The sequence below is a fragment of the Rhodococcus sp. IEGM1339 genome (assembly GCF_050321925.1).
Classification (GTDB): Bacteria; Actinomycetota; Actinomycetes; order Mycobacteriales; family Mycobacteriaceae; genus Rhodococcus; species Rhodococcus pyridinivorans.
This window is the reverse complement of the sequence record NZ_JBNQFT010000001.1, coordinates 248,237-273,263: the sequence shown is the minus strand read 5'-3', so window position 1 is coordinate 273,263 and position 25,027 is coordinate 248,237. Positions and strand designations below refer to the sequence as shown.

Genomic DNA, 25,027 nt, shown 5'->3' with positions numbered 1-25,027 from the left:
CGTGGCAGCGAAGCTGTGGGCGATCAGCGACATCCATGTGGGCCATCGGGGCAACCGGCCGGTCACCGAGGACCTGTATCCGGAGTCGCCCGACGACTGGTTGATCGTCGCGGGCGACGTGTCGGAGAAGACCGACGACATCCGGTGGGCGCTGTCGCTGCTCCGCAGCCGGTTCGCGAAGGTGATCTGGGTGCCCGGCAACCACGAACTGTGGACGACCGCCAAGGACCCCGTGCAGATGTTCGGGGTCGCGCGCTACGACTATCTCGTCACGATGTGCCGCGAACTCGACGTGCTCACCCCCGAGGATCCGTATCCGATCTGGGAGGGCGAGGACGGGCCGGTGGTGCTCGTGCCGATGTTCCTGCTCTACGACTACTCGTTCCTGCCGGAGGGCACCACGACGAAGGCGGACGGGCTCGCGCTCGCGCGCGAACGCAACGTCGTCGCGACCGACGAGTTCCTGCTGAAGCCGGATCCGTACATCACGCGCGACACCTGGTGCCGGGTACGCGTGGATCAGACCCGCGCCCGTCTCGACTCGCTCGACCCCGCCCTGCCCACCGTGCTGATCAACCACTTCCCGCTGGTGCGCGAACCCACGCGGATGCTGTTCTACCCCGAGTTCGCCCTGTGGTGCGGTACCACCGAGACGGCCGACTGGCACCTGCGCTACCGGGCGCTGTGCAGCGTGTACGGCCACCTGCATATCCCGCGGACCACCTACTACGACGGGGTGCGCTTCGAGGAGGTCTCGGTCGGCTACCCGCGCGAATGGCAGCGACGCGGCATGCCGGAGCAGCCCCTGCGGCAGATCCTCCCCGTCCCGGAGTATCCGCCGGGCAGCCTGAACAAGTGGGGCGGTCATTTCACCGTGACCCCCGAGATGGAAGCCGAGGCCGAGAAGATGCGGGCTCAACGAGAGAAGGAGTTGCGGTGACCGAACCGGACACCGGGCAGAAGACGGACACGCGCGGCGCGCTGATCGGGCGCATCGTGCCGGACGGCATCGCTGCAGCCGAGTTGTTCGAGGACCCACCGGGACTGCGGCCGCATCCCCAGGAGGAGCCGCTCGTGGCGCGGGCCGTGGAGAAGCGGCGCCGCGAGTTCGCCGGTGCCCGTCATTGCGCCCGCCAGGCCATGCGCACCCTCGGCGTCGACCCCGCGCCGGTACTGCGCGGAGAGATGGGCGATCCCGTCTGGCCTCGCGGCGTCGTCGGCAGCCTCACCCACTGCGACGGCTATCGCGGTGCCGTGCTGGGCTATTCGCTGCAGATCCGATCGCTCGGCATCGACGCCGAACCGCACGACGTGCTCCCCGACGGGGTGCTGCCCGCGGTGAGCCTCGAACCCGAACGCGAGTGGCTCGCCTCGGCCGGCGACGACCTGCACTGGGACCGTCTGCTGTTCTGCGCCAAGGAGGCCACCTACAAGGCGTGGTTCCCGCTGACGAAGAGGTGGCTGGGCTTCGAGGACGCCCACATCACCTTCGAGCGCGACACCACCTCGGACGTGGTCACCGGCACCTTCCACTCGCGACTGCTCGTCCCCGGCGACACCCTCGACGGGCAGCCGCTGACGGGCTTCGACGGACGGTGGCTCATCGCCGACGGTCTCGTCCTCACCGCGATCACGGTGCGCTGATGAACGACGCCGCACCCCCGCAGGAACATCCGGCACTCGCCCGCGCAGGCCTGCTCGTCGTCGACAAGCCCGCCGGCATGACGAGCCACGACGTGGTGGCGCGCTGCCGCCGACTGCTCGGCACCCGCAAGGTCGGGCACGCGGGCACTCTCGACCCCATGGCGACGGGCGTGCTCGTCCTCGGCGTCGAGCGCGCCACCAAGCTGCTCGGGCTGCTCGCACTGACGACCAAGTCGTACACCGCGACGATCCGTCTCGGGCAGAGCACCGTCACGGACGACGCGGAAGGCGAGACCGTCGCGACCACCGATGCGACGCACGTGACCGACGAGCAGATCGGCGAGGGCGTGGCCGCGCTGACAGGCGACATCCAGCAGGTGCCCGCCAGCGTCAGCGCCATCAAGATCGACGGCAAGCGCGCCTACGCCCGCATGCGCGAGGGGGAGGCGGTCGAGTTGAAGGCCCGGCCGGTCACGGTCTCGCGGTTCGACGTCCTCGCCCGCCGCGATGTGCCCGGGAGCGGCTTCGTGGACGTCGACGTCGACGTGGACTGCTCGTCCGGCACCTACATTCGGGCGCTCGCACGCGATCTCGGCGCGGCCCTCGGAGTGGGCGGTCATCTCACGGCGCTGCGTCGCACGAAGGTCGGCCCGTTCGGCCTCGAACATGCCCGCACGCTCGAACAGCTCGCCGACGACCCGACGCCGAGCCTCGACATCGACGCGGCCGTGCGCACGGCCTTCGAGTGCCGCACCATCAGCGACGAGGAGGTGGGGCTGCTCGCGAACGGCCGCTGGCTCGAGCCCGTCGGGATCCACGGCGTCTACGGCGCCGTGGATGCGCAGGGTCGGGCCGCGGCGCTGCTGCAGGAGAAGTGCAAGCGGGCTGCGGCGGTGTTCGTGGTGCGCCCCTCCAACATGTGAGCGGGCTCGGACGGTCCGGATCGCAGCCGGCTCAGACGAGCCAGATCGCTTCCGCCGCCGGGTGACCGAGATCGATCGTGCGGCCCTCGGTCCGGCCCAACCGGACCGAGATGGTTCCGGCGAAGTCGCGACGTTCGAGCACGGTGATGTCGGTGTCGAGGGCGATCCCGACCTCGTCGAAGTAGCGCAGCATCGCGGGGTCGGAGTCGGAGATGCGGGCCACGCGGCCGTGGTCGCCGTCGTTGAACTCGCTCAGGGCGCGGGCGGGTGGTGACGGGATCGTGCCGTCGGGCGCCGGGATCGGGTCGCCGTGCGGGTCGCGTTCGGGATGACCGAGTTTGGTGTCGATCGCTGCGACCATCCGTTCGGAGACGGCGTGCTCGAGGATCTCGGCCTCGTCGTGCACTTCGTCCCACCCGTAGCCGAGCTCGCGGACCAGGAAGGTCTCGATGAGGCGGTGGCGCCGGACCATCGCCACGGCGGCCTGCCGGCCCTCGTCGGTGAGGGAGATCGCGCCGTAGCGCTCGTGGTCGACGAGTCCCTGGTCCGCGAGGCGGCGTACCGCTTCGGACACCGTGGACGCCGACACGCCCAGCTTCTCGGCGAGCAGCTTGGTGGAGATCTTCTCCCCGGACCACTCCTGGACCGTCCACATGATCTTGAGATAGTCCTGTGCGACCGAGGACAGCAGCTCGGTCGCGGTGGTCTCGTTACTCTCAGGCACGCGTCCAGCTTAGGTAACCGTCACCCGGGAATCACGCTCTCCGTCGGCTCGCTGGTCCTTTCGCCCTCCGGCGCGCGGCGACGCATCACGAGCCGGGTGACGACACCCTGACGCGGAGCGAACAGGTACGCGAGGGTGAAGACCACGGCCTGGGCGAGCACCACCACGCCGCCGGTCGCGGCGTCGGTGTAGTAGCTCGTGTACACACCGACCACCGAGGCGATCACTGCGAGTACCGGTGCGATCACCAGCATCCGGGCCATCCGGTCGGTGAGCAGATAGGCGGTCGCGCCGGGGATGATGAGCATCGCGACGACGAGGATCACGCCGACCGCCTGCAGCGCGCTGACGATCGTCACCGCGAGCAGCGACAACAGCAACGCCGACAGCGCGGCGGGGGACAGGCCGAGGGTGTGCGCCTGGACGCGGTCGAAGGCGAACAGCGTCAGATCGCGGCGCTTCGCGACGAGGACGGCCAGCACGACGGCCGCCAGGATCGACACCTGCCAGACGTCGCCCGTCGCGAGCCCGAGCAGGTTTCCGAACAGCACGTGGTGCAGGTCGATCTGGCTCGGGTTCTTCGAGATCAGCACCACGCCCAGGGCGAACAGTGTCGTGAAGACGATGCCGATGGTGGCGTCCTCCTTGACGCGGCTCGTGCCGCGGACGAGCCAGATCAACGCGACGGCGATGCCGGCGAAGACGAGGGCTCCGAGCGCGAACGGCACCCCCACCAGATAGGCGAGGACGACACCGGGCAGCACGGCGTGCGAGACCGCGTCGCCCATCAGCGACCAGCCGATGAGCACGAGCCAGCAGCTGAGCAGCGCGCACACGATCGTCGCGGCGACCGCGACGAGCAGCGCGCGCTGCATGAAGCCGTACTGCAGGGGTTCGATCAGCACGTCGATCATCGTCCGGCCTCCTGTGCGTATGTCTCCCGTGCGACGTCCTCGGCTCGTCCACCGTTCGCAGGTGGGGGAGCGCCGAAGGCGCGGGCGAGGTTCTCCGGGAGGAGGACCTCCTCGGGGGAGCCGTGCACCAGCACGCGCCGCTGCAGCAGTACCGCCTCGTCGCACAGTTCCGCCAGACCTGCAAGATCGTGGGTGGCGACGAGGATCGCGTGGCCGCTCGCCGCCAGTTCGCGGATGACGACGGTCAGCGCGTGCTCGGTGGTGGTGTCGACCCCCGCGAACGGCTCATCGAGCAGCAGCAGCGGCGAGCCCTGCGCGATCGCCCGTGCCACGAAGACACGCTTGCGCTGGCCGCCCGAGAGCTGCCCGATCTGCCGGCCGGACAACGCGGTCATGCCCACGCGTTCGAGCGCGGCGTCGACGGCCTCGTGGTCGGCGGGGCGCGGGCGGCGCAGGAAGCCCTGGTGGCCGTAGCGGCCCGTCATGACGACGTCGCGCACGCCGATCGGGAAGTTCCAGTCGACGGCCTCGGACTGCGGCACGTAGGCGACCTGCGTGCGGCGACGCGCCACGGCGGTGGTCGTCCCGCCGATGGTGACGCGACCCGAGGTGGGTCGCACGAGACCCATGATCGTCTTGAACAGCGTCGACTTACCCGAGCCGTTGGTTCCCACGAGTCCGCAGACGCGGCCGGGTGCGAGTTTCAGGGTGACGTTCTGCAGGGCCAGGAGGGTGTCGTAGCGCACCGTCACGTCGTCGACGAACAGTGCCGGTGTGTCGAGTGTCGAAGTCATGGCCTCAGTCCCGTCGTGATGACGTCGATGTCGTGTCGGAGCAGATCGAGGTAGGTGGGGACGGGACCGTCCGCCTCGGAGAGCGAATCGACGTAGAGGATTCCGCCGAATTCCGTTCCGGTATCGGCCGCGACCTGCCGTTGCGCCTTGTCCGAGACGGTCGATTCGCAGAACACCGCCGGAACCTCGTTGGTGCGCACGAAATCGACGGTCCGGGCGATCTGCTGCGGGGTGCCCTGCTGGTCGGAGTTCACCGGCCACAGATAGGCCTCCTGCAGCCCGGCGTCGCGCGCGAGATAGCTGAACGCGCCCTCACAGGTGACGAGTGCGCCCCGGTCGGCGGGCACGCTGTCGAGGGCGGTGACGAGTTCGGTGTGGAGACCGTCGAGTTCGGCCTTGTACGCCTCGGCGCGGGCCGCGAAGTCGTCCGCGTGCTCGGGGGCGAGGTCGGCCAGTGCCGCGGCGATGTTGTCGACGTAGACGCGGGCGGCGAGCGGGGACATCCAGGCGTGGGGGTTGTAGGGACCCGTCGTCGCGCCCTCACCGATCGGCAGTGGGTCCACACCCTCGCTCACGACCACGTGCTCGGCGTCGACATCGGCGACGAACTGTTCGAACCACTGCTCGAGACCGAGTCCGTTGTCGAGGACGAGGTCGGCCTCGGTCGCGAACCGCAGGTCGCCCGGCGTGGGCTCGTAGCCGTGGACCTCGGCGCCGGGCTTGGTGATGGACTCGACCCGCACGTGGTCGCCGCCGACGTTGCGCGCTATGTCGGCGAGGACGGTGAAGGTGGTCAGGACCAGGGGCCGATCGTCGGCGGAACCGGTGGTCGAACATGCCGCGAGGGCGGCGGCGCAGGCCGTGGCCGCGAAGGCGGCGATCATGCGACCGGCGCGGAAGGATACGGACTGTGTTCTGTGGGCTCTCGACGAAAAGTTCGGCACACCGAAATTATGCATTCGCCGAGCCGTCACCGTCATGTGGGGCGCTCCGGGAGCCATCCGGGCGTGCCCGACCCGCTCACGGGCCGTAGGCTGCCGATGTGCAGAGATGGCGAGGTCTGGACGAAATTCCTGCGGACTGGGGTCGGTGTGTACTCACGATCGGCGTGTTCGACGGCGTACACCGCGGCCATCAGCAGCTCATAGCGCGTGCCGTCGAGGCCGCGCGGGCACGCGGTGTGGCCGCCGTGCTCATGACCTTCGATCCCCACCCCATGGAAGTGGTCCGCCCGGGCAGCCACCCGGCGCAGCTGACCACCCTCGCGCGACGCGCCGAGCTCGCCGAGGAACTCGGTATCGACGTTTTCTGCGTCATGCCGTTCACCCCGGAATTCATGAAGCTCTCGCCGGAGCGGTACGCCCACGAGATCCTCGTCGAGCGACTGCACGTGGCCGAGGTGGTCGTGGGGGAGAACTTCACCTTCGGAAAGAAGGCGGCCGGCACCGTCGACATGCTGCGCTCGATCGGTGAGCGTTTCGGGTTCGCGGTGCAGGGGCTCACGCTGGTCGCCGAGCACGCCGTGACGTTCTCGTCGACCTACATTCGTTCGTGCGTCGACGCCGGGGACGTCGTTGCGGCCGCGGACGCACTCGGTCGCCCGCACCGGGTCGAAGGCGTGGTCGTGCACGGCGACGGTCGCGGTCGCGGACTCGGATTCCCGACCGCCAACGTCGCACCGCCGATCTACGCGGCGATCCCCGCCGACGGCGTGTACGCGGCCTGGTTCACGGTGCTCGACTCCGGTTCTCCCGTCGAGGGACTCACAGCTGGTCAGCGCTACCTCGCAGCCGTGTCGGTGGGCACCAATCCGACCTTCTCCGGACGCAAGCGCACGGTGGAGGCGTTCGTCCTCGACGAGAAGGCCGATCTCTACGGCCAGCACGTGGCGGTCGACTTCGTCGAGCGGCTGCGGGGCATGGAGAAGTTCGATTCCGTGGAAGCGTTGATCTCCGCGATGCACCGTGACGCCGAACGGGCGCGAGAGGTTCTCACGAAGACTCCCCAGTGACACCGACTCCGAGTGACACCGACTTCGAGTGACACCGACTTCGAGTGACACCGACTTCGAGTGACACCGACTTCGAGTGACACCGACTTCGAGTGACACCGACTTCGAGTGACACCGACTCTCGAATGACGTGGGTGTCCGTCGACCGTCCGGTGTCGTCCGAACGAACGAAACTGCGAGTTCGGTACGAAAAAGGTCTTGTCCGCCGTCTTCTCCGAGGACCGGGGGGCGCACCCCGGACCGCGAGTCGATTCTGTCGTTCTTCGCCTCCCGCATGCACCTGGTCAGTGCTCTGGCACGTCGGATCGCCGACGCGCCGGGCTCACTGGACTATCCCTACTGGGTGAAGGTCGACCTCGCCGTCGACGACGGTGTCGCTCGCGATGGAGCGCTACCGCGAGCGCGGGGAGGATCTGCCCTCGGAGTACGCGGCGGTGCCCGTGGCGCTCGGCGGTCACCGTCCTGGCCCCGGCGCGGGACGACCTCCGTCCCGACCGCGACATCGACCGGTACGTCGAGTTGCTCGACCAGGTTTTCGCCGAGGTGTCGGCCGCGGTGGGCCGCGCGGGTGCCGGCCGGCGCTGAACCCGATCGTGGTTCGGCGGCCGAAGTCGGCTCTGATAGGCTGGACCGTCGGTGCGCGCTGCGGTTCGCGGTGGCCGTACCGGGCGGACTCCGGTCCGTCTACCGTCACGCGGACGTCAGTTGTACAGGAGTGACCCAGTGGCTCTGACCACCGAACAGAAGAAGCAGATCCTCGGCGAGTACGGCCTCCACGAGACCGACACCGGCTCCCCCGAGGCGCAGGTGGCACTGCTCACCAAGCGCATCGTGGACCTCACCGAGCACCTCAAGCAGCACAAGCACGACCACCACTCCCGCCGCGGCCTGCTGCTGCTGGTCGGTCGTCGTCGCCGCCTGCTGAAGTACGTCGAGAAGGTCGACGTCGAGCGTTACCGCTCGCTCATCCAGCGTCTGGGTCTGCGTCGCTGACGCGGACAGGACACGACCTGATCTGCATTCGCTGATCTTTTCCGGCAGCCGACGGGGTACCCACTACACTGGGCCTCGTTGGCTGTCGGTGTTTGTGCCGGTTCGGCCGGCGACTTCCATCGCCTCCAATGGTGATGATCCGTATGCACCGACGGTGTCGGTCCTCGGTAGTGACCTTCCGGTCCCGTCGGGTGTCGTATCCCGAATCCGCCGGAGGGTTTCGATCGACGACCGCCTCCGTGAGTCGGTGCGCAGCCGTGGCCACGGGGGTCGCGGCGCCCGCGCGGGTACGGCGAAGACGAAGAGGGAAGAGAAGACATACAGATGACAAGCACTACCGCAGTCGAGATCGACGAAGGGGTCTACGAGACCACCGCAACGCTCGACAACGGTGCCTACGGCACCCGCACCATCCGTTTCGAGACCGGCCGCCTCGCACGCCAGGCCGCCGGTTCGGTCGTCGCCTATCTCGACGACGAGACCATGCTGCTCTCGGCCACCAGCGCCTCGAAGCAGCCCAAGGACCAGTTCGACTTCTTCCCGTTGACGGTGGACGTCGAGGAGCGCATGTACGCCGCGGGTCGCATCCCCGGCTCGTTCTTCCGTCGGGAGGGACGCCCCTCCACCGACGCGATCCTGACCTGCCGTCTGATCGACCGGCCGCTGCGCCCGTCCTTCGTCGACGGTCTGCGCAACGAGATCCAGGTCGTCGTCACGGTTCTGAGCCTGAACCCGAACGACCTCTACGACGTCGTCGCGATCAACGCCGCGTCGGCCTCCACCCAGCTCGCCGGCCTGCCGTTCTCCGGCCCGGTCGGTGGCGTGCGTGTCGCGCTCATCGTCTCCGACGACAACAAGTCGGGCCAGTGGGTCGCGTTCCCGACCGTCGAGCAGCTCGAGAACGCCGTCTTCGACATGGTCGTCGCCGGTCGCATCGTCGGTGGGGGAGACAACCCCGACACCGCGGACGTCGCGATCATGATGGTCGAGGCCGAGGCGACCGAGAACGTCATCGCGCTCGTCGACGGTGGTGCGCAGGCACCGACCGAGACGATCGTCGCCGAGGGCCTCGAGGCCGCCAAGCCGTTCATCGCGCGCCTGTGCATCGCACAGCAGCAGCTCGCCGCCGCCTCGGCCAAGCCGACCGGCGACTTCCCGCTGTTCCCGGCCTACCAGGACGACGTCTACGCCGCGGTCGAGGCCGCCGCGGGGGAGAAGCTCGCCGAGGCGCTCACCATCGCCGGCAAGCAGGAGCGCGACGATCGCACCGACGAGATCAAGGTCGAGGTGCTCGAGCAGGTCGCCCCGAACTTCGAGGGTCGCGAGAAGGAGATCGGCGCAGCCTTCCGCTCGCTCACCAAGAAGCTCGTGCGCCAGCGCATCCTGCGCGACCAGTTTCGCATCGACGGCCGCGGTGTCACCGACATCCGTGCGCTCTCGGCCGAGGTCGCCGTGGTGCCGCGCGCTCACGGTTCGGCGCTGTTCGAGCGTGGCGAGACCCAGATCATGGGTGTCACCACGCTCGACATGGTGAAGATGGCGCAGCAGGTCGACTCGCTCGGCCCCGAGACCAGCAAGCGCTACATGCACCACTACAACTTCCCGCCGTACTCCACCGGTGAGACCGGTCGTGTGGGCTCCCCGAAGCGTCGCGAGATCGGCCACGGTGCCCTCGCAGAGCGCGCGCTCATCCCGGTTCTGCCGAGCCAGGAGGAGTTCCCCTACGCGATCCGTCAGGTATCCGAGGCCCTGAGCTCCAACGGCTCGACCTCGATGGGTTCGGTGTGCGCCTCGACCCTGTCGATGCTCAACGCCGGTGTGCCGCTGAAGGCCCCCGTCGCGGGCATCGCGATGGGCCTGGTCTCCGACGAGATCGAGCTCGAGGACGGTACCCGCGAGACCCGCTACGTCGCCCTCACCGACATCCTCGGTGCGGAGGACGCGTTCGGCGACATGGACTTCAAGGTCGCCGGCACGAAGGACTTCGTGACCGCCCTGCAGCTCGACACCAAGCTCGACGGTATCCCGTCGCAGGTCCTCGCCGGTGCGCTCTCGCAGGCCCACGATGCCCGCGCCACGATCCTCGAGGTCATGGCCGAGGCCATCGACACGCCCGACGAGATGAGCGAGTTCGCTCCGCGAATCACCACCATCAAGGTCCCGATGGACAAGATCGGTGAGGTCATCGGCCCCAAGGGCAAGATGATCAACTCGATCACCGAGGAGACCGGCGCCAACATCTCCATCGAAGATGACGGCACCGTCTACGTCGGTGCAGCGGACGGCCCGTCCGCGCAGGCCGCGATCGACAAGATCAACGCCATCGCCAACCCGCAGCTGCCGAAGGTCGGCGAGCGCTTCCTCGGCACCGTGGTCAAGACCACGGCGTTCGGAGCGTTCGTCTCCCTGCTCCCCGGCCGCGACGGCCTGGTGCACATCAGCAAGCTCGGCAACGGCAAGCGCATCGCCAAGGTCGAGGACGTCGTGAACGTCGGTTCGAAGATCCGCGTCGAGATCGCCGACATCGACAACCGCGGCAAGATCAGCCTCGTCCCCGTCGAGGACGAGTCGGCCGAGGCTGCTGCGACCGGCGAGAACGCCGAGTCCTGATCACCCCACCCGCCTGCCGGTTCCCGGTGGGCGCGTGAACCCCGCACCCGTGGCGCCCGACATCCGGTCGGGCACCACGGGTGCGGCGTTTCCGGCAGACCATGGTTACCGGGGTGCAACGGCCGGATGTCATCCGGGTGAGGTTCCGCCGAACCGGGTCCGGACCGCGCCCGGGAATGGTTCCCTGAGTATGTGAGAACGGGCATGCAGGCGGATCTCGGGAGGTTGCGCGGAGCGAATCTTGCTCTGGCAACCTGGGTGTCCGCCATCAACTTCTGGGCCTGGAACATGATCGGGCCGCTGTCGACGACCTACGCCACCGACATGTCGCTCAGCAGCGCGGAAGCGTCGATGTTGGTGGCCACGCCGATCCTCGTGGGCTCCCTCGGCCGCATCGCGGTCGGGGCGATGACGGACCGGTACGGCGGACGGGCGATGTTCATCGCCGTCTCGCTGTCGTCGATCGTTCCCGTCGTCGCGGTCGGATTCGCCGCCGAGGCCGGCTCCTATCCGCTGCTCCTGGTCTGCGGGTTCTTCCTCGGCATCGCCGGCACGATCTTCGCGGTCGGGATCCCGTTCGCCAACAACTGGTACGAACCCGCCCGCCGCGGCTTCGCGACCGGCGTGTTCGGGGCGGGCATGGTGGGCACGGCCCTGTCGGCCTTCTTCACCCCGCGTTTCGTGAACTGGTTCGGGCTGGTGCCCACCCACATCGTCGTGGCGGCCGCCCTCGCCGTGACCGCCGTGGTGTGCATCCTGGTGATGCGCAATGCTCCCGATTTCCGTCCCAACACCGACCCGGTGCTGCCCAAACTGACAGCCGCGGCGAAACTCGGTGTGACCTGGGAGATGTCGTTCCTGTACGCGGTCGTGTTCGGCGGATTCGTGGCGTTCAGCAACTATCTGCCCACCTACATCAAGACGATCTACGGCTTCTCCGCCGTCGACGCCGGTACGCGCACGGCGGGTTTCGCGCTCGCCGCCGTCCTCGCCCGGCCCGTGGGCGGAGCGCTGTCGGACCGGGTGCCGCCGAAATACGTGGTCCTGGCCTCGTTCACCGGCACCGCCGTGATGGCGGTGATCGCGACCTTCCAGCCCCCGCCCGACCTGTGGTCGGCGCTGACGTTCATCACAATGGCGATCTTCCTCGGCATCGGCACCGGCGGTGTCTTCGCGTGGGTGGCGCGCCGCGCCCCGGCGCACACAGTGGGCAGTGTCACCGGCATCGTCGCCGCTGCCGGTGGGCTCGGCGGCTACTTCCCGCCACTGGTGATGGGCGCGACCTACGACGCCGAAGGCAACGACTACACCGTCGGTCTGCTCCTGCTCGCGGCGACGGCACTGGTGTGCCTGTTCTACACCGCATTTCGGCTGCACGTCCATGAACCGCCCCCTGTCGCACGATCCGGAACCCGCGACGTACGTGAGGAGAAGCCGTGACGGACACCGCCGGAGTCGGGAACCGGATCGAGGAACTGCTCGTGCGCGGCGGACGGTTCTTCACCTCCGGCGAGCAGTCCGACGACACACGCACGGTCACGCGGCGCGGTGGCCGCGAGGGCGACATCTTCTACCGGGACCGCTGGAGCCACGACAAGGTCGTCCGCTCGACCCACGGGGTGAACTGCACCGGCTCGTGCTCGTGGAAGATCTACGTCAAGGACGGCATCATCACCTGGGAGACCCAGGAAACCGACTATCCGACAGTCGGTCCCGACCGTCCTGAGTACGAACCGCGCGGATGCCCGCGCGGCGCGGCCTTCTCCTGGTACACCTACTCGCCGACGCGCGTGCGCTATCCGTACGCGCGCGGGCTGCTCGTCGAGATGTACCGGGAGGCGCGGCAGCGACTCGGCGATCCGGTGCTCGCCTGGGCCGACGTCCAGAACGATCCCGAACGGCGCCGCCGCTACCAGCGTGCCCGCGGCAAGGGCGGACTGGTGCGCGTCACGTGGGCCGAGGCCACCGAGATGATCGCCGCCGCGCACGTCCACACCATCAAGGAGTACGGACCCGACCGGGTGGCCGGCTTCTCGCCGATCCCCGCCATGTCGATGGTCTCCTTCGCCGCCGGATCCCGGTTCGTCGAACTGCTCGGCGGCGTGATGACGTCGTTCTACGACTGGTACGCCGACCTACCGGTGGCGTCGCCGCAGGTCTTCGGCGATCAGACCGACGTACCCGAGTCCGGGGACTGGTGGGACGCCTCCTACCTGATGATGTGGGGTTCGAACGTGCCCGTCACCCGCACCCCGGACGCGCACTGGATGACGGAGGTCCGCTACCGCGGCACCAAGGTCGTCTCGGTGAGTCCGGACTACGCCGACAACACCAAGTTCGCCGACGAGTGGATGGCGTGCGCGGCCGGTACCGACGGTGCCCTGGCGATGGCGATGGGCCACGTGCTCCTCACCGAGTTCTATGTGCGGCAGCGCGTGCCGTTCTTCGTCGACTACGTGCGCCGGTACACCGACCTGCCCTTCCTCGTGCGGGTCGAGGAACGCGACGGAAGGCTCGTGCCGGGCAAGAACCTCACCGCCGCCGATCTCGGGCACAGCGTCGAGAACGCGGCCTTCAAACCGGTCTTCGTCGACGGTGCGACCGACACCGTCGTCGTACCCCCGGGCTCCCTCGGCTTCCGCTACGGCGACGACGGCATCGGAAAGTGGAATCTCGAACTCGGCGACCTCGTCCCGACATTGACGGTCGCGCCCCGCGGCGGGGGAGCGGGCGAGACCGCGGCGGTGTACCTGCCGAGCTTCGACACCGTCGACGGGCACGGTGAAAGCATCGAACGGGGCGTGCCGGTCCGTCGGATCGGGGACCACCTCGTGTGCACCGTCTTCGACCTGATGCTCGCGCAGTACGGGGTGAACCGTCCGGAGCTCGACCTGCCCGGGCAGTGGCCGAGCGGGTACGACGACCCGGGCTCGCCGTACACCCCGGCCTGGCAGGAGGCCCTCACCGGGGTGCCCGCGGCCCAGGCGATCCGGATCGCGACGGAGTTCGCCCGCAACGCCGAGGAGTCGGGCGGGCGTTCGATGATCATCATGGGGGCCGGCATCTGCCAGTGGTTCCACGGCGACGCGACCTATCGCGCCGTACTTGCGCTGCTCATGCTCACCGGCTGCATGGGACGCAACGGAGGCGGGTGGGCGCACTACGTCGGCCAGGAGAAGTGCCGTCCCGTCACGGGATGGGCGGCCATGGCGATGGGGACGGACTGGTCTCGCCCACCTCGCCAGATGGCCGGCACCTCCTACTGGTACGTGCACACCGACCAGTGGCGCTACGACGGTTACCGTGCCGACGCGCTGGCCAGTCCGCTGGGACGAGGTCGTTTCCGCGACAAGCACACGATGGACGTCATGGCGTCCGCGGTCGCCATGGGCTGGACACCCTTCTATCCCCAGTTCGACCGCAACACCCACGAGATTGCCGAACAGGCACGGGCGGCGGGACGGGAGATCCCGCAGCACGTCGCGCAGCAACTCGCCTCGGGTGAACTGAAACTGTCGGTGACCGACCCCGACGACCCGCGGAACTGGCCGCGCGTGCTCAGCGTGTGGCGGTCGAACCTGCTCGGCTCGTCCAGCAAGGGCAACGAGTATTTCCTGCGGCACCTGCTCGGCACCGATTCCAACGTGCAGGCCGAGCCGACGGCCCCCGGCCTGCGGCCCGGTGAGGTGGCGTGGCCCGACGACCTGCCCGAAGGAAAACTCGACCTGCTCATGTCGATCGACTTCCGCATGACCTCGACAACGTTGTTCTCCGACATCGTCCTGCCCGCCGCGACCTGGTACGAGAAGGGCGACCTGTCGAGCACCGACATGCACCCCTACATCCACGCCTTCACCGCAGCGGTCGATCCGCCCTGGGAAACCCGTTCGGACTACGACGCTTTCGGCGCCATCGCGCAGACCTTCAGCACCCTCGCCCGGACCCACCTGGGAACCCGCACCGACATCGTGATGGGGACACTGCAGCACGACACGCCCGCAGCGATGGCGTATCCGTCCGGCACCGAGCGGGACTGGCGCTCGACCGGCGAGGTGCCGGTTCCGGGGAGGACGATGGGTCCGCTCACCGTCGTCGAACGGGACTACGGTGCGATCGCGGAGAAGTGGGCGACGCTCGGTCCGCTCGTCGAGTCCCTCGGGTTGAACACCAAGGGCGTCGTGACCCGGCCGGACCGTGAGGTCGCCGAACTGGCACAGAGATTCGGCGTGATGGATTCCGGTGCCGGACAGGGACGTCCGGCGATCACCACCGCCGAACGCATGGCCGACACGATCCTCGCGCTGTCGGGCACGTCCAACGGCAGGCTCGCCGTCGAGGGTTTCCGTGAACTGGAGAAACGCACCGGACGGCGACTCGTGCACCTCGCGGAGGGCAGCGAGGAACGGCGGATCACCTACGCCGACACCCAGGCCCGTCCCGTACCGGTCATCACGAGCCCGGAATGGTCCGGGAGCGAAACGGGAGGTCGCCGGTACGCGCCGTTCACGATGAACATCGAGGAGCTGAAACCGTTCCACACGTTGACGGGCCGGATGCACTTCTACGTCGACCACGACTGGCTCGAAGAGCTCGGGGAGCAGCTCCCGGTCTACCGGCCCCCACTCGACATGTCGCGGTTGTTCGGCGAACAGGCGGTCGGCTCCGGCGACGGTGTCGGTCTGACGGTGAGATACCTGACCCCGCACTCGAAGTGGTCGATCCACTCGGAATATCAGGACAACCTGTTCATGCTGTCGCTGTCCCGGGGCGGGCCGACGATGTGGATGTCGCCGGCCGACGCCGCAAAGATCTCGGTGAGCGACAACGACTGGGTCGAGGCCGTCAACCGCAACGGTGTCGTGGTGTGCCGGGCGATCGTCTCGCACCGGATGCCCGAAGGGGTGGTGTTCGTCTACCACGCCCAGGACCGCGTCATCGACGTCCCGCGCAGCGAGACCACCGGACGCCGCGGCGGCATCCACAATTCGCTGACCCGCATCCTCATCAAGCCGAGCCACCTGGCCGGTGGATACGCGCAGACGGCCTACGCGTTCAACTATCTCGGCCCGACGGGCAACCAGCGCGACGAGGTGACGATCGTGCGTCGCCGATCCCAGGAGGTCGTCTACTGATGCGTGAGCAGGAAGCGAGGCGATCGTGAAGGTCATGGCACAACTCGCGATGGTGATGAACCTCGACAAGTGCATTGGATGCCACACCTGCTCGGTGACCTGCAAACAGGCGTGGACCAACCGGTCGGGCACCGAGTACGTGTGGTTCAACAACGTCGAAACCCGGCCGGGCCAGGGCTATCCGCGCACCTACGAGGACCAGGAACGCTGGCGCGGTGGCTGGGTCCGGGATACCAAGGGACGGCTGCGTCTCCGCGACGGTGGACGCCTCGCGAAACTCGCCCGCATCTTCTCGAACCCGAAGATGCCGTCGATCCACGACTACTACGAACCGTGGACCTACGACTACGACAACCTGACGAACGCCCCGCTCGGCGACCACGTCCCGGTGGCCTCGCCGCGCAGCCTCATCTCCGGTGAACCGATGAAGGTGGAATGGTCGGCGAACTGGGACGACAACCTCGGTGGCTCACCGGCGATCGTGCCCGACGACCCGATCCTGAAGAAGGTCGGCGACCGGATCAAGCTCGAGTTCGAGCAGACCTTCATGTTCTACCTGCCGCGGATCTGCGAGCACTGCCTCAACCCGTCGTGTGTGGCGTCGTGTCCGTCCGGCGCGATGTACAAGCGGTCGGAGGACGGCATCGTCCTCGTCGACCAGGACCGGTGCCGCGGCTGGCGGATGTGCGTGTCCGGATGCCCGTACAAGAAGGTGTACTTCAACCACAAGACCGGGAAGGCCGAGAAGTGCACCTTCTGCTACCCGCGGGTCGAGGTGGGGCTGCCGACCGTGTGTTCGGAGACATGCGTGGGCAGGCTCCGGTACATCGGTCTGGTCCTCTACGACGTCGATCGGGTCCTGGAGGCGGCATCGGTGGAGAACGACACCGACCTGTACGAGGCGCAACGCGGCCTGCTGCTCGACCCCCGTGACCCCGAGGTGATCGCCGGCGCCCGCGCCGAGGGCATCTCCGACGAGTGGATCGAGGCCGCGCAACGGTCCCCGGTCTACGACCTGATCAGCACGTACCGGGTCGCGTTGCCGCTGCATCCGGAATACCGGACGATGCCGATGGTCTGGTACGTGCCACCGCTGTCACCGGTCGTCGACGCCGTCAGCCGGGAGGGACACGACGGCGAGGACATCGGCAACCTGTTCGGCGCCCTCGACGCCCTGCGCATCCCCATCGCGTACCTCGCGGAACTCTTCACCGCCGGGGACACCGCGACGGTCGAGGCGGTGTTGCGACGACTCGCCGCGATGCGCTCCTACATGCGCGACATCAATCTCGGCCGCGAGACCCGCCCCGAGATCCCCGAGGCCGTCGGCATGACCGAGGAACGGATCTACGAGATGTACCGGCTCCTCGCGCTCGCCAAGTACGACGAGCGGTACGTCATCCCGACCGCCTACGCGGCCGAAGGACATCGGCTCGAGGAGTCGGCGACGGACTGCGCGCTGTCCTACGAAGGTGGCCCCGGCATGTACGAGTCGGGTCCGTTCGGGGAGGCCAGCGGCGTCCCGGTCCCGGTGGCGGTCGAGACCTTCCACGCCCTCGCACAGCGGCAGACCAGTGAGGGGATGGCGGCGAACGCGTCGAACCCGTCGCGGGTGAACCTCCTGAACTGGGACGGCAAGGGCGTACCGACGGGCATGTTCCCGGGCGGTCACGACACGAGGGGGGAGAAGCAATGAGACTGCTGCGTCCACGGCGCGCCGGCGTCGATCGCGCCCTGCACCGTCGCCTCGTCCGTCAGGCCGCGTCGCTGCTGCTCGCCTATCCCGACGCCGGACACGCCGGACGGCTGGACGTCGCCGGGCAGCTCGTCGACCACATCACCGGTCCCGAGCAGGACATGCTGGGGACGGCGATCCGCGCACTGGACGAACCGGATCTGCTCGTCCTGGCCCAGCGGTACGTCGAGACCTTCGACCTGCGGCGACGCTCGACGATGTACCTGACCTACTGGACCGCGGGCGACACCCGGAATCGCGGCGCCGAGATGCACGCCTTCGCGAGTGCCTACCGCGCCTCGGGCGTCGAGCCGCCCGCCCACGAATCACCCGACCATCTGCCGGTCGTCCTCGAATTCGCGGCCACCGTGGATCCCGCCGCGGGCGAGGAACTCCTCACCCGGTATCGGGTGGCCCTCGACGTGCTGCACACCTCCCTGCACGAGGCCGGCTCGGCGTACGCGCAGGTCGTCGCGGCCGTGTGCGCGACGCTCCCGCCGGTCACCGCCCGGGACGAGGAACGGGCCCGGCGCCTCGCGCAGGCGGGACCGCCCCGCGAGTCGATCGGTCTGCAGCCCTTCACCCTGACGGTGCCGCCCCGGCGAGGAGTTCCGGAATCATGAGTGCAGGAGAGATCTTCTGGGACGTGGTGCCGTACGTGACGCTCGCGATCGTCGCGGTGGGGACCTGGTGGCGGTACCGATACGACAAGTTCGGATGGACCACCCGTTCGTCCCAGCTGTACGAGGCGCGGTTGCTGCGCATCGCGAGCCCCATGTTCCACTTCGGGATCCTGGTCGTGATCGTCGGCCACGTCATCGGCCTGGTGATCCCGCAGTCGTGGACCGACGCCGTGGGATTGAGTCAGCACGCCTATCACGTGCAGGCCATCACGCTCGGCACGATCGCGGGTGTCTCGACGCTCGTCGGCATCTCCCTGCTCGTGTATCGCCGTCGCACCCGCGGTCCCGTCTTCAGCGCCACCACTCTCAACGACAAGGTCATGTATGTCGTGCTCGTCGCCGCGATCGTGGCGGGTCTCGCCACCACGCTGATGGGGTCGGGTGTCGTGGGCGAGGAACACAACTACCGGGAGACCGTCTCGCCGTGGTTCCGGTCGATCTGGGTCCTGCAACCCCGCGGCGACCTGATGGTGGAGGCGCCGTTCAGCTTCCAGCTGCACGCGCTGATCGGCCTCGTGCTCTTCGCGATATGGCCGTTCACCCGCCTAGTCCACGCCTTCAGTGCCCCCGTCGGATACCTGTTCCGGCCGTACATCGTCTACCGCAGCCGCGAGGAGGCACGTCCCGGCCGGCTCGTGGGTTCGCAACCGCAACGACGGGGGTGGTGAGCGCGACCGATGGTGGGGGACAGTCCCGGTGTACTGTGAAATGTTCCGCGCCCTCCGACCTTGTCAGGACCACCGAAGATCCCCATGGCTTCCAGTTCCCACGTGAAGAACGACGCTTCGACCCCCGCACCCGTCGCGGCCACCGGCGTCCGCCGCTCGGTCCTTCCCGGGGGAGTGCGGGTCGTCACCGAGCACGTCCCGGGAGTGCGCTCGGCGGCCGTCGGCGTGTGGGTCGGTGTCGGATCCCGCGACGAACAACCGTCGGTCGCAGGCGCCGCCCACTTCCTCGAGCACCTGCTGTTCAAGGCGACCCCGACGCGTACCGCTCTCGACATCGCCGAGACGATGGACGGGATCGGGGGAGAGCTCAACGCGTTCACCAGCAAGGAACACACCTGCTTCTACGCGCACGTCCTCGACGACGACCTGCCGATCGCCGTCGACGTCGTCGCCGACGTCGTCCTGCGCGGCCGGTGCCTGAGCGCGGACGTCGACGTCGAGCGTCAGGTGGTGCTCGAGGAGATCGCGATGCGCGACGACGATCCGGAGGATCTGCTCGGCGACTCGCTGCTCACCGCGCTGTACGGCGATCACCCCATCGGCCGGCCGATCATCGGATCCGTCGAGTCGATCGAGTCCATGACCCGGACCCAGCTGCACTCGTTCCATGTGCGCCGCTACACCCCGCCGCGGATGGTCGTCGCGGTCGCCGGCAACGTCGACCACGCGCACACCGTCGAACTGGTCCGCCGCGCCTTCGCCGGTCACCTGGACGACGCGGCCACCCCTGCGCCCTGCCGCGACGGACGGCTCGAACTGCGCACTGCGCCGACGATGAGCATCGTCGAGCGCGACAACGAGCAGGCGCACCTGACGCTCGGCGTGCGGTCCTTCGGTCGGCACGACGGGCGTCGCTGGGCGCTGTCGGTGCTCAACGCAGCCGTCGGCGGTGGGCTGAGTTCGCGCCTGTTCCAGGAGGTGCGCGAGAAGCGGGGCCTGGCCTACTCGGTGTACTCCGGCACCGACACCTTCGCCGACACCGGCGCCTTATCCGTGTACGCGGGCTGCCAGCCCGACAATCTCGGTGAGGTCGCCGCGGTGGTCCGTGAGGTGCTCACCGACGTGGCCGAACACGGCATCACCGACGCGGAATGCGCTCGCGCAAAGGGGTCGCTGCGCGGCGGTCTCGTGCTCGGACTCGAGGACACCGGGGCGCGCATGCACCGGATCGGCCGCAGCGAACTGAGCTACGGGCAGCACTGGGGCATCACTGAGACCCTCGAACGCATCTCGTCGGTGTCCACCGAGGAGGTGCGCAGCGTGGCAGCCGACCTGCTGCACCGGCCGTTCGCGGTCGCCGTCGCCGGCCCCTACCGGCGCACGCGTGATCTTCCGGCGTCGGTGCGCGCGCTCGTGTCCTGAATCGTCCTCAGCTGAGCCAGTCGGCTCCGGAGGCGTCCGATGTCGTGCGCGACGGGTCCCACCGCGGCAGCGAGTTCCGACGCCGCGACCTCCGAGACGAACACGACCCGCACGTCGCGGTCGTGGAGCACATCCACGAGATTGGCGAACCGCTGCGCGGGTTCGCGACCCACGGTCGTCAGATCCGGGATCTTGTCGACGACCCAGAACAAGTGGTCCGCCGCGAGCGCCAGATAGTCGGCCGGAGCCGTGGGATGCCCGCAGAGATCGCGGAAATCGAACCAGAGACAGTCCTTCTCGGCCCGTAGGGCGCGGAGCGGACGCCCCGCCGGGCGCAGAACCCGATGTTCGACCGGTGCCGGCCGCTCGAGACCGAGCCGTCGTAGCTGCGGATCGGACGGGGAGACGGCCCAGATCCCCGATGCGAATCCCTTCGCATGATCGGAGCCGAGCCGGTGGTCGCGCGGACCGTCCAGAGCAACGATGGTCGCGCTCCGCTCGACGAGCTCGATCGTCGGGACGAAGCCGTCGTGGAAGAGCGGGTTGGGGAGCAGGTCGCGTGGAGGATAGTTCGAGGTCAGGACGAGACGCGTGCGGCGAGCGAGCAGTGCGGGGAACAGCCGGGCGACGAACGTGCCGTCCGCCGGATCGTGGACGTGGAATTCGTCGAAGCACACGAGTTCGGCGCGGCCGATCAGGTGATCGAGTGCGGCGTCGAGATCGAAGCGGTGCCGTCGCAGCTCGACGTGCAGGTCGCGGAAGAACTCGTGGAAGTGGACGCGCAGCTTGTTCCGTCCGGGATAGGCCGAGAAGTACACGTCGGCGAGCCAGCTCTTGCCGCGTCCGGGTGGGCCCCACAGGTAGACGTTCGGGCGCTCGGGATGACACAGCTGTTCGACAGCGTCGTGTTGCGCGGGATCGAGCACGAACCCCCGGCTGCGCGAGGCGTCCTCGAAGACCGTGCGGGGGACGGGGTTCGACGAGGCGGTGTTCGGCGACATGCGGTTTCTGCGTCGGCGCAACCTCACGGCCGTTACTCTATCATCGTAGAGTGACGACTTCACCCGAACGTCCCTCCCGGCGCACGGCCATCAGCGATGCCGCCCTCGAACTCGCCGCCCGCGGTGGCAACCACGCGGTGACGCACACGGGCGTCGACGTGCACCTCGGCCTGCCGAAGGGATCGACCTCCTACTACTTCCGCACCCGCCACGCGCTCGTCTCGGCTGCGATCACCCGCCTCGCCGAACGGTCGCGCGCGGATTTCGCCGCGCTGTTCGACGACACGACCGGCGACCCGAGCCCTCCTGCCGACCTGATCGCGCGCTATCTCGAACGCCTGCTCACTGTGCGTCGCACCGATGTGCTGGCTCGCTACGCGCTCGCGCCCGACGCGCGCCTCGAACCGGAGGCTGCCGAGGCGCTCGCGGCCTGCATGTTCTCGATCTCCGCGGCCACCGATCTCGTGCGGGAGCTCGGTGCGCCGGACCCCGAGACCGCGGGGCGCGATCTGGTGACCCTGCTCGAAGGAGTTCTGTTCGACCGCACCCACGGCGCTCGTGCCCATACATCCTCGGATTCGGACACGGCGTGCGTCGACGAGATCCGTTCGGCGGTCGCTCTGTGGCTCGACGCGCTCTGCGCGCAGCAGTAGGTGGCGTTCGACCCGCTCGGGACGTCTACGGGTGGTTGCGTAGGATTTCCGGGGGAGACGGCAACGAAAGGGCGTGACGACGCAAGTGGATGCAACAAAGGTTCGGGTGGGTGTACTCGGTGCTGCCGGCAAGGTCGGCCAGGCGATCTGCGCCGCCGTCGACGCCGCGTCCGATCTCGAGCTCGTCGCCACCGTCGACAAGGGCGACAGCCTCGACGCCTTCGTGAACTCGCAGACCCAGGTGGTCGTCGACTTCACCCACCCCGACGTCGTCATGGACAACCTGCACTTCCTCGTCGAGAACGGCATCCACGCCGTGGTCGGAACCACCGGCTTCGACGACGAGCGGCTGGATCGCGTGCGGAGCTGGCTCGCCGACCGCCCCGAGGTGGGCGTGCTCATCGCGCCGAACTTCGCGATCGGTGCCGTGCTGTCGATGCGCTTCGCTCAGGCCGCCGCCCGGTTCTTCGATTCCGTCGAGGTGATCGAGCTGCACCATCCGAACAAGGCCGACGCCCCGTCCGGCACCGCCTACCGCACCGCCCGTCTGATCGCGCAGGCCCGCGCCGAGGCCGGTGTGGCTCCGAGTCCGGACGCCACCACCACCGAACTCGACGGTGCGCGCGGCGGTGACGTCGACGGTGTCCGCGTGCACTCCGTGCGTCTCGCCGGCCTCGTCGCTCACCAGGAGGTGCTGCTCGGCACCCAGGGCGAGACCCTCACCATTCGGCACGACTCGATCGACCGTTCCTCCTTCGCTCCCGGCGTGCTGCTCGGTGTGCGGGAGATCGGTAAGCGACCGGGTCTGACCGTCGGAATCGATCCCCTCCTCGACCTGTGAGAACCGGCTCGCTCAAGGTCCTCGTCCCCATTGCGTTCATCGTGGTGGCGCTGGGGTTCTACTTCGTTCTGCTCGGCTCCACCGGCCTGGAACTGGTCCGGTCCGGTGAGGTCGCGGCGATCGGTCTCGGGATCGGCATCCTCATTCTCCCGATCGTGGGAGCCTGGATCGTCTACGCGACCCTCCGCGCAGGGCTGCAGCATCAGCACCTCGCGCGGCGGATCCACGACGAAGGCCTCGAACTCGACATCGACGATCTGCCTCGCATGCCGTCGGGCCGGATCGAGCGGGACGCCGCCGACGAACTGTTCGCGACCGTGAAGCAGGAATGGGAAGCCGACCCCGACAACTGGCGCAACTCCTACCGGCTCGCACGCGCCTACGACTATGCGGGCGACCGCAGTCGTGCGCGGGAGACGATGCGCCGAGCCGTTGCGCTCGAGAAGCTCGAACGGGACGGCCACGCCGGTTCCTGAACCGGCGAGCGGCTTTGACAACCTCGAGATGGTGCAGCAGCCTGCTGATGTGACGGACGAGGCTGTGGAAGACCGGGCAGGGGCGGGCGAGGCAGGGCGCGAGGACGGATCCCGCACAGTGCTGGTGGTGCATCACACCCCCTCGCCGCCGACTCGCGAGATCCTCGAAGCCGTCCTGGAGGGAGCGCGGGACCCGGAGATCACGGGTGTCACCGTCCGGGTGGTCCCCGCGCTGGGCGCCACGGTGCCCGATGTGCTGGCCGCCGACGGCTTCCTGTTCGGCACGACAGCCAATTTCGGTTACATGTCGGGTGCGCTCAAGCACTTCTTCGACACGGTCTACTACCCGTGTCTCGATGCCGTGGCCGGCCGTCCCTACGGTCTGTGGGTGCACGGGAACAACGACACCGCCGGCGCTGTGGCGTCGGTTCGGCGCTTGACCACCGGGTTGGGTCTCGTGCAGGCTGCTGCCGATCTCGAGATCACCGGACCGGTCGACGCGAAGGTACGCGAGCAGTGCTACGAGCTCGGCGCCATCGTCGCGGCGACCGCGGCCGGTGACATCTGACGTCAGCGGAAGTTCTTCTCCGTGAACGACTTGAGGCCCTTTCCGGCGGTTTCGAGGGCCATCTTCTCGGCGCGCCGCACGAGGAATCCGGGGATGGGGACCTTCGGATCGATGGTCAGTGAGAACTCGGCCGTCGTGCCGGATCCCTTGGCGGTGAGGGTGTAGGCGCCGTCCTGCTGGCGCTGCTGGCTGCTCTCCACCAGGGTCCACGACATCGACTCGTCGCCGTTCCAGGAGTACTCGACGACCTGCTCGTCGGTGATGCCGACGATCGAGACGGTCATCCGTACGCGGTGGGGTCGTCCGTCGGGGTGGGTGGACTCGACGGTGACGGACTTGTGGGTCGACGACCACTCGGGCAGGCGTTCGACCGCGGCGAGCGCGGCCATCACCTGCTCCGGGGTTGCGTCGATGTCGAAACTCCTGGTGCTGCTGACTGCCATGCGCCCTCCGCGTCGCCCGATTGTGTGCGTCGGCACTCTATCGTGCGGTGAGGTGCCTTACGCGTCGCTGCGCGGGTTCGTGTCGTCGGGGCCCGCAGTGTCGTTGCGGCCGGCGGCGTCGTCCGGGCCCGCGGTGTCGCTCGGGTCGGACGGCTGCGGCTCGGTGGGTGCGGGCGGGGTGGGCTTCGCCCAGCCACCCTGACGGCGCCATTCGTCGGCGCGGCGCTGATAGCGCATCTGCTCCCGTAGGGCGCCCTGTACCGCCTGCGCCATCCAGGAGTTGAGTGACACTCCGCTCTGCTGCGCCGCTTCCTCGGCCTTGGTCTTGATCTGTTCGACGAGGCGCAGGGTGACCCGGCTGATGTCGCCCGTCATCTCCTCGAAGGACGGCGTCGGATCCTCGTGCGGGGGAGCGGGTTCGCTGTGGACGGCGAGGACGGCATCGGTGCCGTCGAGGCGCACCGTGACGGTGCGGTCGCCGAGTTCGTCGCTGATCTCGTTGGCCACGTCGGACAGTGCTGCCAGGACCGCGAGGCGGACGGGTGCGGCGATGGCGGTCGCGAGGGCTGCGGCGGTGCGTCGGGTCTGCTCGTCGCCGAGTTCGGCTGCGGAGATCACGGAGTCCGTGATGGCGGACGTGTATTTGTCGATGTCCATGACGCCAGTGTGACGTCACCGATGATGTCACGCAAGGTGTCATCGTGATGTCATCGATCGTCGCAGGTCGAGGCGCGTTAGTGTGCGGACGGAAGAGACGGCGCGTCCGGAGGATGCGCGACGACCGAGGCGAGG

Annotated in this window: 23 protein-coding genes; 16 read left to right on the top strand and 7 right to left on the bottom strand. The window is 68.4% G+C overall.

Features of this window, described 5'->3' with window-relative positions:
- Window position 1 precedes the first annotated feature (1 nt).
- Genes ACQR3U_RS01315 through truB form a run of 3 tightly spaced genes read left to right on the top strand, consistent with a single transcriptional unit; the run spans window position 2 to window position 2,567 of the window.
- On the top strand, window positions 2–940 hold the full coding sequence (locus ACQR3U_RS01315) for a metallophosphoesterase family protein (RefSeq protein ID WP_064852538.1): 939 nt from the start codon (window positions 2–4) through the stop codon (window positions 938–940).
- Between the two features lie 41 nt (window positions 941–981).
- Complete coding sequence (gene npt / locus ACQR3U_RS01310) at window positions 982–1,644, top strand: 4'-phosphopantetheinyl transferase Npt (RefSeq protein WP_024100661.1); 663 nt, start codon at window positions 982–984, stop codon at window positions 1,642–1,644.
- On the top strand, window positions 1,644–2,567 hold the full coding sequence (truB, locus tag ACQR3U_RS01305) for a tRNA pseudouridine(55) synthase TruB (protein ID WP_230809512.1): 924 nt from the start codon (window positions 1,644–1,646) through the stop codon (window positions 2,565–2,567). The genes npt and truB overlap by 1 nt, the downstream gene beginning before the upstream one ends.
- A 31-nt stretch (window positions 2,568–2,598) precedes the next feature.
- On the opposite strand, the gene ACQR3U_RS01300 is transcribed toward truB, so the two are convergent.
- From ACQR3U_RS01300 to ACQR3U_RS01285, 4 genes are read right to left on the bottom strand one after another with little or no spacing between them, the layout of a single operon-like run.
- Window positions 2,599–3,291 (bottom strand): metal-dependent transcriptional regulator, encoded by a 693-nt coding sequence (locus tag ACQR3U_RS01300; protein WP_006551268.1) that lies wholly within the window; start codon window positions 3,289–3,291, stop codon window positions 2,599–2,601.
- Between the two features lie 20 nt (window positions 3,292–3,311).
- Entirely contained in the window at window positions 3,312–4,205 is an 894-nt protein-coding gene (locus tag ACQR3U_RS01295) for a metal ABC transporter permease (RefSeq protein WP_006551267.1), read from the bottom strand.
- The gene (locus ACQR3U_RS01290) at window positions 4,202–4,999 is read right to left on the bottom strand and encodes a metal ABC transporter ATP-binding protein (RefSeq protein WP_230809511.1); all 798 of its coding nucleotides are present in this window, start codon (window positions 4,997–4,999) and stop codon (window positions 4,202–4,204) included. Before ACQR3U_RS01290 ends, ACQR3U_RS01295 begins: the two co-directional genes overlap by 4 nt.
- A complete protein-coding gene (locus tag ACQR3U_RS01285; protein WP_230809510.1) occupies window positions 4,996–5,883 on the bottom strand; it encodes a metal ABC transporter substrate-binding protein in 888 nt (295 codons plus the stop codon). The genes ACQR3U_RS01290 and ACQR3U_RS01285 overlap by 4 nt, the downstream gene beginning before the upstream one ends.
- Before the next feature lie 158 nt (window positions 5,884–6,041).
- Between ACQR3U_RS01285 and ACQR3U_RS01280 the strand changes: the two genes are divergently transcribed.
- The 9 genes from ACQR3U_RS01280 (at window position 6,042) to ACQR3U_RS01240 (ending at window position 20,253) form a co-directional block, all read left to right on the top strand.
- A complete protein-coding gene (locus ACQR3U_RS01280; protein WP_006551264.1) occupies window positions 6,042–7,010 on the top strand; it encodes a bifunctional riboflavin kinase/FAD synthetase in 969 nt (322 codons plus the stop codon).
- A 723-nt stretch (window positions 7,011–7,733) separates the two neighbouring features.
- Entirely contained in the window at window positions 7,734–8,003 is a 270-nt protein-coding gene (rpsO, locus tag ACQR3U_RS01275) for a 30S ribosomal protein S15 (protein WP_006551263.1), read from the top strand.
- Window positions 8,004–8,327: 324 nt separating this feature from the next.
- Window positions 8,328–10,613: a polyribonucleotide nucleotidyltransferase gene (locus ACQR3U_RS01270; protein ID WP_006551262.1), complete on the top strand. Its 2,286-nt coding sequence runs from the start codon at window positions 8,328–8,330 to the stop codon at window positions 10,611–10,613.
- A gap of 204 nt (window positions 10,614–10,817) precedes the next feature.
- Complete coding sequence (locus ACQR3U_RS01265; RefSeq protein WP_269572316.1) at window positions 10,818–12,053, top strand: nitrate/nitrite transporter; 1,236 nt, start codon at window positions 10,818–10,820, stop codon at window positions 12,051–12,053.
- Entirely contained in the window at window positions 12,050–15,745 is a 3,696-nt protein-coding gene (locus ACQR3U_RS01260) for a nitrate reductase subunit alpha (RefSeq protein ID WP_230809509.1), read from the top strand. The genes ACQR3U_RS01265 and ACQR3U_RS01260 overlap by 4 nt, the downstream gene beginning before the upstream one ends.
- Before the next feature lie 25 nt (window positions 15,746–15,770).
- Entirely contained in the window at window positions 15,771–17,441 is a 1,671-nt protein-coding gene (narH, locus tag ACQR3U_RS01255) for a nitrate reductase subunit beta (RefSeq protein ID WP_064060416.1), read from the top strand.
- Window positions 17,438–18,103 carry a nitrate reductase molybdenum cofactor assembly chaperone gene (gene narJ / locus ACQR3U_RS01250; RefSeq protein ID WP_230809508.1) on the top strand — a complete coding sequence of 222 codons (666 nt, stop codon included), beginning with the start codon at window positions 17,438–17,440 and terminating at the stop codon, window positions 18,101–18,103. Before narH ends, narJ begins: the two co-directional genes overlap by 4 nt.
- A complete protein-coding gene (gene narI / locus ACQR3U_RS01245; RefSeq protein ID WP_006551257.1) occupies window positions 18,100–18,831 on the top strand; it encodes a respiratory nitrate reductase subunit gamma in 732 nt (243 codons plus the stop codon). Before narJ ends, narI begins: the two co-directional genes overlap by 4 nt.
- 84 nt (window positions 18,832–18,915) lie before the next feature.
- Window positions 18,916–20,253: a M16 family metallopeptidase gene (locus tag ACQR3U_RS01240; protein WP_230809507.1), complete on the top strand. Its 1,338-nt coding sequence runs from the start codon at window positions 18,916–18,918 to the stop codon at window positions 20,251–20,253.
- Here the strand turns inward: ACQR3U_RS01240 and zapE are convergent.
- Window positions 20,202–21,281, bottom strand: a complete 1,080-nt coding sequence (zapE, locus tag ACQR3U_RS01235; protein WP_024100669.1) for a cell division protein ZapE — start codon at window positions 21,279–21,281, stop codon at window positions 20,202–20,204. The two genes, ACQR3U_RS01240 and zapE, sit on opposite strands and share 52 nt — an antisense overlap.
- A 23-nt stretch (window positions 21,282–21,304) precedes the next feature.
- On the opposite strand from zapE, the gene ACQR3U_RS01230 reads away from it, so the two are divergent.
- From ACQR3U_RS01230 to ACQR3U_RS01215, 4 genes are all read left to right on the top strand, one after another.
- On the top strand, window positions 21,305–21,907 hold the full coding sequence (locus ACQR3U_RS01230; protein ID WP_064060421.1) for a TetR/AcrR family transcriptional regulator: 603 nt from the start codon (window positions 21,305–21,307) through the stop codon (window positions 21,905–21,907).
- 85 nt (window positions 21,908–21,992) lie between these two features.
- Complete coding sequence (dapB, locus tag ACQR3U_RS01225) at window positions 21,993–22,748, top strand: 4-hydroxy-tetrahydrodipicolinate reductase (RefSeq protein ID WP_170318494.1); 756 nt, start codon at window positions 21,993–21,995, stop codon at window positions 22,746–22,748.
- Window positions 22,745–23,224, top strand: coding sequence for a hypothetical protein (locus tag ACQR3U_RS01220; RefSeq protein WP_071934816.1), 480 nt, complete (start codon window positions 22,745–22,747; stop codon window positions 23,222–23,224). The genes dapB and ACQR3U_RS01220 overlap by 4 nt, the downstream gene beginning before the upstream one ends.
- A gap of 64 nt (window positions 23,225–23,288) precedes the next feature.
- On the top strand, window positions 23,289–23,792 hold the full coding sequence (locus ACQR3U_RS01215) for a flavodoxin family protein (RefSeq protein ID WP_051424906.1): 504 nt from the start codon (window positions 23,289–23,291) through the stop codon (window positions 23,790–23,792).
- A 2-nt stretch (window positions 23,793–23,794) separates the two neighbouring features.
- Here ACQR3U_RS01215 and ACQR3U_RS01210 read toward each other — a convergent pair whose 3' ends face one another.
- A complete protein-coding gene (locus ACQR3U_RS01210) occupies window positions 23,795–24,235 on the bottom strand; it encodes an SRPBCC family protein (protein WP_230809506.1) in 441 nt (146 codons plus the stop codon).
- A gap of 57 nt (window positions 24,236–24,292) precedes the next feature.
- Entirely contained in the window at window positions 24,293–24,892 is a 600-nt protein-coding gene (locus ACQR3U_RS01205; RefSeq protein WP_230809505.1) for a hypothetical protein, read from the bottom strand.
- Window positions 24,893–25,027 lie beyond the last annotated feature (135 nt).